This is a genomic window from Pannonibacter sp. SL95, assembly GCF_026672425.1.
Classification (GTDB): domain Bacteria; phylum Pseudomonadota; class Alphaproteobacteria; order Rhizobiales; family Stappiaceae; genus Pannonibacter.
On the sequence record NZ_JAPPRC010000003.1, the window covers coordinates 561,456 to 573,462 of the forward strand.

At 65.9% G+C, this 12,007-nt stretch carries 13 protein-coding genes; 9 read left to right on the forward strand and 4 right to left on the reverse strand.

The features are described 5' to 3' along the window. Positions 1-3: 3 nt before the first annotated feature. Positions 4-759, reverse strand: coding sequence for a helix-turn-helix domain-containing protein (locus tag OVA12_RS03155; RefSeq protein WP_326493884.1), 756 nt, complete (start codon positions 757-759; stop codon positions 4-6). 99 nt (positions 760-858) lie between these two features. On the opposite strand from OVA12_RS03155, the gene OVA12_RS03160 reads away from it, so the two are divergent. Then, on the forward strand, positions 859-1,254 hold the full coding sequence (locus OVA12_RS03160) for a hypothetical protein (protein ID WP_268134422.1): 396 nt from the start codon (positions 859-861) through the stop codon (positions 1,252-1,254). 66 nt (positions 1,255-1,320) lie between these two features. Here OVA12_RS03160 and OVA12_RS03165 read toward each other — a convergent pair whose 3' ends face one another. Together OVA12_RS03165 and OVA12_RS03170 are read right to left on the reverse strand one after the other, a co-directional pair. Then, on the reverse strand, positions 1,321-2,817 hold the full coding sequence (locus OVA12_RS03165; protein WP_268134424.1) for an aldo/keto reductase: 1,497 nt from the start codon (positions 2,815-2,817) through the stop codon (positions 1,321-1,323). Between the two features lie 60 nt (positions 2,818-2,877). Next, positions 2,878-3,531, reverse strand: a complete 654-nt coding sequence (locus tag OVA12_RS03170) for a GntR family transcriptional regulator (protein ID WP_268134426.1) — start codon at positions 3,529-3,531, stop codon at positions 2,878-2,880. Between the two features lie 176 nt (positions 3,532-3,707). Between OVA12_RS03170 and OVA12_RS03175 the strand changes: the two genes are divergently transcribed. From OVA12_RS03175 to OVA12_RS03210, 8 genes are all read left to right on the forward strand, one after another. Next, a complete protein-coding gene (locus OVA12_RS03175) occupies positions 3,708-4,163 on the forward strand; it encodes a TIGR04076 family protein (protein WP_326493885.1) in 456 nt (151 codons plus the stop codon). Then, on the forward strand, positions 4,160-5,248 hold the full coding sequence (locus OVA12_RS03180; RefSeq protein ID WP_268134428.1) for an aldo/keto reductase: 1,089 nt from the start codon (positions 4,160-4,162) through the stop codon (positions 5,246-5,248). The genes OVA12_RS03175 and OVA12_RS03180 overlap by 4 nt, the downstream gene beginning before the upstream one ends. After that, on the forward strand, positions 5,241-6,014 hold the full coding sequence (locus OVA12_RS03185; RefSeq protein WP_268134430.1) for an ABC transporter ATP-binding protein: 774 nt from the start codon (positions 5,241-5,243) through the stop codon (positions 6,012-6,014). The genes OVA12_RS03180 and OVA12_RS03185 overlap by 8 nt, the downstream gene beginning before the upstream one ends. Continuing rightward, positions 6,007-6,753, forward strand: coding sequence for an ABC transporter ATP-binding protein (locus OVA12_RS03190; protein ID WP_268134432.1), 747 nt, complete (start codon positions 6,007-6,009; stop codon positions 6,751-6,753). The genes OVA12_RS03185 and OVA12_RS03190 overlap by 8 nt, the downstream gene beginning before the upstream one ends. Continuing rightward, complete coding sequence (locus tag OVA12_RS03195; protein WP_268134434.1) at positions 6,750-7,664, forward strand: branched-chain amino acid ABC transporter permease; 915 nt, start codon at positions 6,750-6,752, stop codon at positions 7,662-7,664. The genes OVA12_RS03190 and OVA12_RS03195 overlap by 4 nt, the downstream gene beginning before the upstream one ends. Beyond that, positions 7,661-8,614, forward strand: coding sequence for a branched-chain amino acid ABC transporter permease (locus OVA12_RS03200; RefSeq protein ID WP_268134436.1), 954 nt, complete (start codon positions 7,661-7,663; stop codon positions 8,612-8,614). The genes OVA12_RS03195 and OVA12_RS03200 overlap by 4 nt, the downstream gene beginning before the upstream one ends. A gap of 23 nt (positions 8,615-8,637) precedes the next feature. Continuing rightward, the gene (locus OVA12_RS03205; RefSeq protein ID WP_268134438.1) at positions 8,638-9,903 is read left to right on the forward strand and encodes an ABC transporter substrate-binding protein; all 1,266 of its coding nucleotides are present in this window, start codon (positions 8,638-8,640) and stop codon (positions 9,901-9,903) included. 411 nt (positions 9,904-10,314) lie between these two features. Next, on the forward strand, positions 10,315-11,208 hold the full coding sequence (locus OVA12_RS03210; protein ID WP_268134440.1) for a LysR substrate-binding domain-containing protein: 894 nt from the start codon (positions 10,315-10,317) through the stop codon (positions 11,206-11,208). Between the two features lie 13 nt (positions 11,209-11,221). Here OVA12_RS03210 and OVA12_RS03215 read toward each other — a convergent pair whose 3' ends face one another. Further along, entirely contained in the window at positions 11,222-11,791 is a 570-nt protein-coding gene (locus OVA12_RS03215; RefSeq protein WP_268134442.1) for a histidine phosphatase family protein, read from the reverse strand. Positions 11,792-12,007: the final 216 nt, after the last annotated feature.

Here is a 12,007-nt window from a genome sequence, read left to right on the forward strand (position 1 = left end):
CTGTCATTCGGCGGGATGAAACTGCTCGATGATGATTTCCTCCGCCAGCGCATCCAGCGGTGCGCCGAAGCTGGTCAGGGTCGTGAACCATGCCCGTTCGCCATCACCGCTGTTCAGGATGACCTTGAGCAGCACCGACGGGGTAACACCGGGCGCAGCAGGGACAAGCCCTCCAGCCCCCGGCGCTGCAAGAGCCTGGCGCAGTTTCTGCGCAACCGGAGCATTGGAGCCATGCAAGCGCGCCCCTTCACGCAGCCGATGCAGAAAATAGTTGGCGACGGCATCCCAGTTCACGATCATCTGGCGGATCGGGCCGGGCTGGAACACGGGGTCGACCAAATTGGCACCCGGTACAGCCCCCGCAGCGTCCATCAATGCCGTGGCTGATGTGTTGGCGTCGAGGATCGTGAACAGTCCGTCCAGTACGAATGCGGGATAGGGGTCGTGCGTTGTCAGAATCAACCTAGCGGCGCGGCGCAGCTCGCAAAGCTCGGTCGAGTCCCATCTGCTTTCGCCAAAACGGGGCATGTAGCCCGCAGCAATCAGCACAGCGTTTCGTTCTCGAAGCGGCAATCCTAGCGCCTCGACCAGTCGCAATACCATGTCTGGGCTGGGACGCGAGCGTCCGGTTTCAAGAAATGACACATGCCGGGCCGACACATCAGCCGCCAGCGCCAGATCCAGCTGGCTCATTCCGCGTTCAGCGCGCCAGCGCTTCAGGATGGGTCCGATCATCTTGCCTCCGTCACCTAACTTCATAGGTCGCGTGCCGGGATAGATCCATTACCTCACAGGTAATTGCTGTTGCTACCTCGGGGTCGCATCCTGAACGCGTTTAATTGTGACAAGGAGAAAACCATGAGCGAGCAAGCATTGGTCCGGGCGTCCCGCCCGGGCGCCATCTACGTCGTCGACACGGTGCTGGCAGCTGCGTCGAGTGTGTTGCTTATTTTCGCCTCCGGGTCTTTGACACAGCTTTTGGGCTGGTCATTTGCCCCCTCGGTCCTGGTCTGGATCGGCGTGATGCTGCTCCCTTGGGCTGCGTTCAATCTCTGGAGCAGCCGTCATATCGAATTGCCCCGCTGGGCGAACATGCTGCATATCATCGGCGACGCGGGCTGGGTTCTGGCCTCGGCAGGCATAATTGCCCTGCAGTTCGACTGGCTCAGCGGAACCGGCCTGGTGTTGATCAGTGCGCAAATGCTGCTGGTCGTCGCTGTCTTTGTCCTGAAGCGGCAGGCCCGGCAAATGTAACCCGTAACCGGCAATGACAGAATGGTCACGCCCCCGGGCCGGATTGTCTGGACCGGGAGCGTTGCTTTACGGCCGGATGATCGCCTCGGCCTCGATTTCCACCTTGTAGTCGCCGATCAGGCGGGCGACGGCGAGGAGGGTGTTGGCGGGCTTGATCTCGCCGAAGACGCGGCCATGGGCCCGCGACACCGGCAAGGCATCCTCCGGGTCAGTGAGATAGACGCGGGTGCGGACCACGTCCTCGGCGCTGGCGCCGAGCGCGGTCAGGGCCGACTGGATCTTGTCGAGGATATAGGTGGTCTGGGCGGCGGCATCCTGCGGGGCGACGGGGCGGCTGGCGCCGGCCGTGGCCGTGGTGCCGGAGACGAGGATGCGGTCGCCGATGCGCTGGGCGCGGCAATAGCCGGCGATGTCCTCCCACTCCGAGCCGGTCAGCACGCGCAAGCCGCCGGGGCGGTGCGGCGTCAGTTCCGTGGTGCTGGCGCGCGGCATCTCGCTGAGGTGATGGCTGAGATCCCCCGAGGCGGTGAGGAAGGGGGGCTTGCGGTACTCATCACCGCAGTCGCCCGGCACGGGCTGTGTCGCGGCAAAGGCCGCCTCCAGGCGGGCGTGATCCTCCGCGTCCAGCCTGAAGCCGAAGAGCTTGAGGTTGTCGGCGGTGTGCATGGCCTCGCCGAGGCGTGCGCCGATGATGACGCCGGCGACTGCCGTCTGCTCGAGGACCCAGCGGGTGGCGACGTTGGAAATCGAGACGCCGTGCTTCGTGGCGATGGCGCCGGCGGCCGCAAGGATGCCTTGGAAGGCAGTCCAGCCACCGATGGTGTCGATGAAGCGCTTGTACTTCATCTTGCTCCAGTCCTCGATGTCGTGCGGCTCCGGCTGGCCAAGCCAGCGGCTGGACAGGAAGCCGCCGCAGAGCGTGCCATAGGCCAGCAGATGCACGCCGTGGGCGCTGCAAACCTCGGCGAGCTGGCCTGCCGCGCGCCGGTCCACCAGCGAGAAGGAGACCTGGTTGGTGGCAAGCGGAATGCCGTCGGCCAATGCCAGGTGCAGGTGGGCGGCATCGAAGTTGGTGACGCCGATCTCGCGGATCAGTCCCTCGGACCGCAGGCGCGTCAGCTCGTGCAGGGCGTCGAGCCAGCCCGGATGCTCGAAGCTCCACCAGTGGAACTGCAGCAGGTCGATGCAGTCGGTGCCGAGGCGCGCCAGCCGCTCCTCGACGCCCGCGCGCACCACGTCGGCGGTCATCGGGCCGGGTTCGGGGCACCATTTGGTGAAGGCAAGCGGCCGGTCGGCGCGGCCGTCTGCACAGCGCGACAGCAGGCGGCCGGTGATCAGCTCGGAGGTGCCGTAATGGTCGGCCATGTCGAAGGTGGTGAAGCCGTCGCGGACATAGGCCTCCAGCCAGTCCGCGCCCAGATCGGGGTCGATCGGGCCGGACTTGCGTTCGATGTCGGCCACCTGCCACAGGCCCGTGAGGGCGCGGCTGATCTCCAGCCCCGGAGCCAGCGGGAAACGGTCGGGACGAGCGGGCGTGAGCGGTGAAGCCGGGTGACGTGTCATGAAATGTCTCTTGTGGCGATGTCGAAAACGGCGAAGGGAAAGGGTCAGCCTCTCAAACGGTCAGGCTGTCGGCACCAGCACGCGGAAGCTGCGCTCGATGTCATTGGCGAGTGCGGCATGTGCGGCGGCCCGGTCGCCGGACTTCAGGGCGGCGATGATCTCCTGGTGATGCTTGTGCTCCGGCATGCGCAGGGCTTCCTCATGCTTGATGATGAGGTTGAGATAGGCGCCGTACTGGAGCCAGAGCGCTTCGACGAGCGGCAGCAGCACCTCGGACTCGCTGGCGCGGTAGAGCGTGAAGTGGAAATCGTAGTTCTGCTGCAAGTCGGGGCCGGTGATCCCGGGGTCCGAGTGCGTGGTCAGGACCGTCTCCATCGCGGCGATGGTCTCGGGGCTCATGCGGTCCATGGCGAGATCGAGCACGAGGGCTTCGAGCGCCAGCCGCGCCTGCTTAAGATCCTGCATGCGGCGTGCATCAAAGGCGGGCACCTGCAGGGTGCGGCTCGGCGTGTCGATGAGCGCGCCCTCGGCCACGAGACGGCGGACGGCCTCGCGCACCGGGGTCATCGAGGTGCCGAGCTGTTCGGCCAGATCGCGCAGGCTGACCGTGTCGCCGGGGGCGAACTCGCCTCGTGTAAAGGCGTCGCGCAGCGCGAAATAGACGTTCTCCCTGAGTTTTGACTGGTCGATCCTCGCGATGCGCGGTGCGCTCATGTGCTGCTCCCCGAATGTCTCGCCCGGCTGCCGGTTTGCCTCGGTTCAGGGCCGGTACAGCCACCGGCTGACCTGCCTGAAGTTTAACCATGCGCGGTCGATTGACAATCTCAAGATCCCGTACCTAAGATCAAATATCACAGATATCCGGACGCCGATAGGGGAGGGCTCACGGAGTGGCCGACAGCAAGGCAGGGGCAGCTGGGGATGCGGAGCGCGGGGCCATGCAGGCAGGAGCCGAACCGGCTCGGGCGGCAGCCGACGACGGCTTCTGGCTCTATGACCTGAAGGTCGAGACGGTCCTGGACGGCCGCACGCCGGTTTGCCGCCACATCGAGGGCGAGAGTTTCCGCGTCGAGGGCGAGGCGCTGGTGTTCGAGCCCGGGCAGCGCGTGTCGATGTATGCGCTTGCGGCCGTGCTGCCGCTGTTGCCGGCCAAGCAGCGCGAGACCTCGCCGCATGACTGGATGTCGACGGACGCGGAAGTGGCCTGTCCCGATCCCCATTGCGGCGGCCGTTTCCGGATCACCCGGACGGGCAAGCGCCGGTTCAGCCACAGCGAGACCACCGGCCTGCCGGAGGCGCGCGACACACCCTACTGGAAGAAGGCCGAGGGAGGCCCTGACGAATGACCCAAGTCGAAACCGCGGACCTGCGTCCCGGCCACAGGATTTCCCGCGTCATCAAGGGCGGCTGGCAGCTGGCCGGCGACCATGGCTCGGTCGAGCGCGAGGCTGCGATCGCCGACATGGAAGCCTTCCTCGATGCAGGCATCACCACCTTTGACTGCGCCGACATCTACACCGGGGTGGAGGAGATGATCGGCGCCTTCATCGAGGATGTGCGCAAGCGCCGGGGCGCCGAGGTGGCCGAGCGCGCGGTCGTGCACACCAAGCTGGTGCCGGACCTGTCGCGCCTGGCCGACATCCGCCCCGACGAGGTGGAAGCCATTGTCGACCGGTCGCTGAAGCGGCTGAAGATCGACCGGCTGCATCTGGTGCAGTTCTTCTGGTGGGATCTCGGCATCGGCGATGCGGTCTCTGCCTTCGAGGTGCTGAAGCGCTGCCAGGAGAAGGGCAAGATCGGCAGTCTCGGCACGACCAACTGGAACGAGATGCAGATGGCCCGCTTTACCGATGCGGGCTTCGACGTGGTCTCGGCGCAGGTGCAGTATTCGATCCTCGACCGGCGTCCGGCCACGGGCCTCGCCCCCTGGGCAAGGGCGCAGGACATGCAGCTGCTGTGCTACGGCACCCTGGCCGGCGGCTTCCTGACGGAGGCCTGGCTGGGCCAGCCCGATCCGGGCTTTGCCTTCGACAACCGGTCGCTGGTGAAGTACCGGCTGATCATCGACGAGTTCGGCTCCTGGGACCTGTTCCAGACGCTGCTGGAGACGCTGAAGGCCGTTGGCGACCGGCACGGCGTGTCGCTGTCGAGCGTTGCAACGCGCTGGGTGCTGGACCAGCCGCAGGTGGCCGCCGCCATCGTTGGCGCACGCTACGCCCGGCATCTGCCGAAGACACGGGAGGTGTTCCGCCTCACGCTGGACGATGACGACCGGGCGCGGATTGCCGCCGTGATTGCGCAGGCGAAGGGCCCGAACGGTCCCGTCTACGGCCTTGAAGGCGACCGTACCAGCCGGCACGGCCGCATCATGAAATACAACCTCAACACCCGGCCGGATGATCAGGTTCTCGAGGCGGCGAGCCATGGCTGAGATCCTGCTGTCGACCCGAGGCCTGTCGCGCGACTTCAATGGCTTCCGGGCCGTCGACGACGTGTCGCTGGACATCCGCGCCGGCACCATCACCGGCCTGATCGGCCCGAACGGCGCCGGCAAGTCGACGCTGTTCAACCTGCTCACCGGCATGCTGCGGCCGAGTTCCGGCCGTGTCACCCTGAAGGGGGCCGACGTGACCGGACTTGCGCCGGATGCGCTGTTCCGCAAGGGGCTGGGGCGGACATTCCAGATCCCGCGGCCCTTTGCCCGGATGAGCGTGCTGGAAAACGTGATGATGGCGCCGGTGGCGCAGTCCGGGGAAAGCCTCCTCGGGCCGCTGCTGTTCCCCGCGCGGGTCGCCGCCGAGGAGAAGCGCAACCGTGAGCGGGCCATGGCGGTTCTGGAGTTCGTGACCCTCGCCAAGCTTGCCGACCATCCGGCCGGCAAGATCTCCGGCGGGCAGATGAAACTGCTGGAGCTGGCGCGCGTCTTGATGGGCGATCCGGCGATCATCCTGCTCGACGAGCCGGCGGCCGGTGTCAACCCGACGCTGACCGGCGTCCTGATCGAGAAGATCGAGGAGCTGAACCGGCAGGGCAAGACCTTCGTCATCATCGAGCACGACATGGATTTCGTCATGCGCCACTGCGACCCGGTGATCGCGCTCGCCGAAGGCCGCGTCGTTTTCGAGGGCAGCGCCGCCGAGGCGCAGGCCAATCCGGTGCTGCTGGATGCCTATCTGGGGAACATGGCCGATGCCTGAGACGGGACCCGCCGGGGCGGGACTTGAGGTGCGCGGGCTGGTGGCCGGCTACATCCCGGACCTGCCGATCCTGAAGGACGTGTCGGTGACGGTCGCGCCGCAGAGCGTGACCGTCATCATCGGGCCGAACGGCGCCGGCAAGTCGACGCTGATCAAGGCGATTGCCGGGCTGGTGCCGGTGAGCGGGGGATCGGTGACGCTGGCGGGCCGGGCCATCACCGGCATCGCGCCGGACCGGATGGCGGCCGAGGGCATCGCCTATGTGCCGCAGACCGACAACATCTTCCGCACGCTGACCATCCGCCAGAACCTGGACCTGGCCCTGCGCAAGGCGGGCGGTGAGGCCAGGGCGCGGCTCGACGAGCTGTTCACCCGGTTTCCGCCGCTGGCGGCCAAGCAGAAGGAAAAGGCCGGGGCGCTGTCGGGGGGGCAGCGGCAGTTCCTGGCGGTTGCCATGGCGCTGGCCGTGAAGCCGTCGCTGATCCTGATGGACGAGCCCTCCGCCGGCCTGTCGCCGAAGGCGGCGGAAGAGGTGCTCACGCTCGCGCGCGGGCTAACGGCGCAGGGCACCACCATCCTGCTCGTCGAGCAGAACGTGAAGCAGGCGCTGCGCATCGCCGACCACTGCTACATCCTCGCCGACGGGCGCAACCAGATCGACGGATCGGCCGCCGCGCTGATCGCCGATCCGGTGGTGGGCGAGATCTATCTGGGCGGCAAGAGGCTGAGGGCATCATGATCCAATCGCTTGCCGACGGCATTCTCGTGGGGGCGGTCCTGTCGCTGGGCGCCATCGGGCTGACGATGGTCATGCACATGCTGCGCTTTGCCAATTTCGCCCATGCGGAGCTTCTGACCATCGGCGCCTATGCGGCGCTGGTGTTCGACCGGGTCTTCCAGGGCGTGAATGCCACGCTGGGGGTGAAACTGGCGCCGCTGACGCTGACCGGATCGCTTGTCGTGGCGATGGTCATTGCCATGGCGATCACCGGCGCCTCCGCCGTGCTGATCGACCGGCTCGTCTTTCGCCGGGTGCGGGAGAAGGGCGGCGAACTGTCGATGGTCTTTGCCTCCTTCGGCGTCGCGCTGATCGTGCGCAATGTCATCGGGCTCATTTTCGGGCTGCACACGGAGCTCTATTCCAAGGGCATCGCCTTTGCCGTGGTGGTCAGCCGGGATCCGCTGCTGCTGATCAAGCCGGATCAGGTGTTCGTGCTGGCGGCAACGCTGGTCATCATGCTGGTGCTGCATCTGGTGCTGTCGCGCACGACGCTCGGCTATGCGCTGCGCGCCGTGGCGGAGAACCCGTCGCTGGCGCAGGTCAACGGCATTCCGCTGAAGCGGATGATCGTCCTGATCTGGGTGATCGGCGGCGGACTGGCGGCGGTGGCCGGCATCTTCTACGGCCTCACCAACCACCTGTCGCCGGTGATGGGACGCGACCTGGTGCTGCCGATCTTTGCCGCGGCCATCGTCGGCGGCATCGGCAGCATCTACGGCGCGGCGCTGGGCGGCATGATCGTCGGCATCGCCTCGAGCCTCGCGCTCCTGATCCTGCCCTCCGGCTATTCGCCCTCGGTTCCCTTCCTCATCATTCTCGCGGTGCTCCTGGTGCGCCCGAACGGTCTCTTCGGCGAGGTGCGCGCATGATCGGGGTGCTGTCCTATCTGGTCTTTTTCGCCACGCTGGCCTCGATCCTGGCCATCGCCGTGTTGGGGCTGAACCTGCAGTGGGGCAACACGGGCCTCTTCAACGGCGGGGTCGCGGCCTTCTTTGGGGCCGGGGCCTATGTCACGCTGATCCTCGGCGGCCAGCCGCAGGACGAGCATCTGGGCGACTTTGCCTTGCCCTATCTGCTGGCGCTGGCCGGCGGCATCGCGGCGGCGGCGCTGCTCGCCTGGATCGTCGGCCGGCTGACGCTGAAACTCAGGCATGACTATCTGGCGATCGCCACCTTCGGCGTTGCGGTTGCCTTCGAGAACGTCATGCGCAATGCGGAGTGGCTGACCGGCGGGGCCAAGGGCCTGCGCGGCTTCGAGCGGCCCTTGCGGGACCTGCTCGGCGACGGCCTGACCTACAACATCGCGTTCCTGACAGTGGTGCTGGTGGCTCTCGTGCTGGTCTACGGGGTGCTGCAGCGGCTGGCGGCCTCGCCCTTCGGCCGGCTGCTCCGGGCGATCCGTGAGGACGAGGACGCCGCCCGCTCGCTCGGCAAGATGCCGGCGCGGATCCGTCTCACCGCCTTTGTCACCGGTTCGGGGATCATGGGGCTGGCCGGTGGCCTCTATGGCAGCTTCTACGCCTTCGTCAGCCCGCAGGACGTGCTGCCGACGCTGACCTTCCAGATCTGGGCCATGCTGATCGTCGGCGGCGCGGGCAACAACCGGGGCGCCATTGCGGGGGCCTTCCTGATCTGGGGCGCCTGGACCGCCAGCGGCTGGGCCCTCTCCCGTTTCGCGCCGGTCGAGGCGCAACTCTATACCGGTTCGATCCAGTTCATCCTGATCGGTCTGGTCATCGTCGGCATGCTGCTCTGGCGTCCGCAGGGACTGTTTCCGGAACGGCTGGTCGTATCGCAATCGGGAAAACCCGGACATTGAGCAGAGGGGACTAGAAGATGACGATGAAGCGGAGTGTTCAGACAGCCGGGCTTGGGCTGGTTCTTGGGCTGGGGCTGATGCCCGTGGCGGGAGAGGCCATGGCACAATCCTGCACGCAGAAGATCGGCGCGGTGCTGCCGATCTCGGTCGACTGGGGCCGTCCCATCGCCGAGACGGCGAAATTCGTGGTCGAGCAGGTCAATTCCGCCGGCGGCGTTGCCGGCTGCAACATCGAGCTGGTGTTGCGCGATGACCAGACCGATCCGAAGGTGGGCGTGGACGCGGCCAAGGCGCTTGTCGACATCGACCAGGTGCCGGTGCTGCTCGGATCGGTGTCGAGCGGTGTCTCCATGCCGATCCTGACCTCGGTGACCGTGCCGGGCAAGGTGATGCAGATGTCCTGCTGCTCGTCCTCGACCGCCTTCACCAAGCTCGCCGAACAGGGCAAGACCGAAGGCCTGTGGTTCCGCACCTTCGCCACCTCGCGCGTGCAGGCGGCCGTCGGGGCGATGGTCGCGCGCGACAAGGGCTACAAGTCGGTCGCCATCCTCTACAAGAACGATGACTGGGGCCAGGACATCGGCAAGATCGTTGCCGCCAACCTGGAGAAGCTCGGCATCAAGGTGACCGCGCAGGTGGCGCTGAACGACGCCCAGCCCTCCTACCGGGCGGAAGTGACCGAAGCGCTGGCCGGCCAGCCGGAAGCGGTCTACCTGGCGCTTTACCCGACCGAAGGCACGGCGGCCGTGCGCGAGTGGCTGTCGCTTGGCGGCACGCAGAACATGATCATGGCCAACTCGCTGAAATCCGACGACTTCCGCAAGAATGTCGGCATCGAGTATCTCGGCAATGCGGTGGGCACCGACACGTCCTCGCCGCGCACGCCTTCCGCAGAAGCCTTCGTGACGCGCTATGTCGAGAAGTTCGGCAGCCAGCCGAACGGCCCGGGCCTCGCCAACAGCTATGACGCGACCATGATCGCGCTCCTGGCGATGCAGGCGGCCGGCAAGGACGCCAAGGGACCGCAGATTGCCGCGATGGTGGCCAAGGTGACCGATCCCAAGGGCACGCCGGTGACGGCGGACGCGGCCGGCTTTGCCGAAGCCGCCAAGATCCTCGCGGGCGGCGGCACCGTGCTCTACCAGGGCGCGACCGGCAACGTGAAGTTCGATGCCAACGGTGACGTCTCGGCACCGGCCGTGGTGTGGAGCTTCACCAGCGAGGGCACCAAGGAAGACACCTACATTCCGCTGGAAGAGGTGGATGCGTTCGTTGCCTCGATGAAATAGGCAGTCCGACAGGCCATGACACACGGCCGCCCCCGGGCAAGAGGGGGCGGCCGTTTGCGTTCCGGCGGCAGGGTCAAGGGGTGCTGCCGGAGCGATGCTGCGATGGCGGCGAGGCCTCAGGGGCCCTTGCGGACGGGGCGGCCGTCGCGGAGGCCAATATCCTGCTGCAGATCGACCGATAAGTTCCTTGTATCGATCGCGCGGAGCCGTTCGCCCCGTCCGGCGTCGTCCAAGGTGCGGTGTGGTTTGGTGAACATGGCTCTGAACATTGAGAAAACTCCGTTTTTCCAGAGATATACGGCAAGGCTTGTCATGGGAGAGGTTTTCGTGCTGCTATGTCTGCAGCGAACTTAGTCCGCAAACCGGGGTGAAAACCAATCAAACGACCAATCAGAGGCATAAGGTGGCTTAATGGCTGATCTGCCCCCGCTAGCAGCGCTGCGCGTCTTCGAAGCCGCCGCGCGGCGCGGCAATTTCACCCGCGCGGCCGAGGAATTGGGCATGACCCAGGCTGCGGTGAGTTATCAGATCAAGCTGCTTGAGGAGCGCAGCGGCGGTCCGTTGTTTCGGCGGGCGGCGCGGCACGTTGAGCTGACCGACCTTGGCCGGCAGCTGGCGCCGGCAGTGCGTGAGGCTTTCGAGCTGATCCGAGATGCCTTTGCCGGGGTCCGTGCGCAAGCAGAAGGCTCACTGATCATCAGCTGTGTGCCCACCTTCGCCACACAGTGGCTTGCCCGGCATCTGGGCACGTTCCAGCTGTTTCATCCCAAACTGGCGGTGCGGGTCGACACGTCCGGGCAAGTGGTCGATTTTTCACAAGACACCGCCGATATCGGCATTCGATCTGGAAAAGGCCATTGGCCGGGGCTGACGAGCCATCTCCTGCTGCCCGCGAGTTTCACGCCGATGCTGCATCCCGATCTTGTGGCCAGCCTCGGCGGAGTGCGCGAGCCAGCCGACCTGCTCAAGCTGAAAATCATCGATCCCTCCGACCCATGGTGGCCATTGTGGTTCGATGCGGCGGGCGTTCCCTGCACGGATCTTGATACGCGGACCCAGACCCGGCTTGGGGCGCAGATCCTGGAAGCGAATGCAGCGGCTGCAGGCCAGGGGGTCGCGATCCTGACGCCCTGGTTCTATCGCGACGAAATCGAGCGAGGCCGACTCGTTCAACCATTCCCGCTGACCTGCGACGACGGCAGCGGCTACTGGCTGTGTTATCCTCCGGCGCGGCGCAACAGCCCCAAGATCAAGGCGTTCCGGCAATGGATCGTGGGAATGTTACAGGCGGAGATGGCCGACTGATGCTGGTGTCGCCTTACCCAAGGGTTTCTCGGGCAACGACGCGTGAACCGGACGTCTTTTCTCGCGTGATCAGGACGAGCTCGCCGCTCGCCGGAACAACACCGGTCAGTGCGGTGATGTTGACCTGATGCGTGACGAGAAGCAGTGGTCCTGGATCTGATCGCGCGGTCAGCCACGCGTCAAGTTGCCGGGTCTGGTCACTCGCCTGGCTGCGGTCGGAAAAGAACGAATTCAGCACCGGCAGTTCCTGGACCGGGCCAAGCTCCAAAAGCCGCGCCGTTTCCAGGCAGCGACACCATTGGCTGGAGTAGACGGCTGCCTTGTTCAGTCCGAACTGGCGCAGGTTGGCGCCGATTGTTCTGGCCTGCGCGCGGCCTGCGTCGGACAGATTGCGCTGCGTGCTGCAATCGCCGAGGCGGAAATTGTCCGGGTCCCCGGTACCCGGAGCCAGTGCGTGTCTGAAGAGGCCAACCACCTCGCCCCTGCGGAGCCGTTCCAGCCAGGGCGGTGGTAGCTGCGCGGCAGCGGGCCCAATTGCAAAGGCGAAGGGCAGGGCGAGCAAGGTTCGTCGTGTCAGCGGCATGGTCGGGTTCGCTCAATTGGTCACGCTCGGCCTTTGACGCGCGGTGCGGCGGCACGGATCACCACATGAGTCGCCGGACGCCGGGAAAATGCCGGAAACGAACCAGCATGGCGTGACAGGGCAGCCGGTTCATCAGTCATCGGGCATCGTAATTTTTGCCCATGTATACTGACCGCGTTCAAAGAAACATTGAGTGTCCGAGGTAAGTCATCCCTA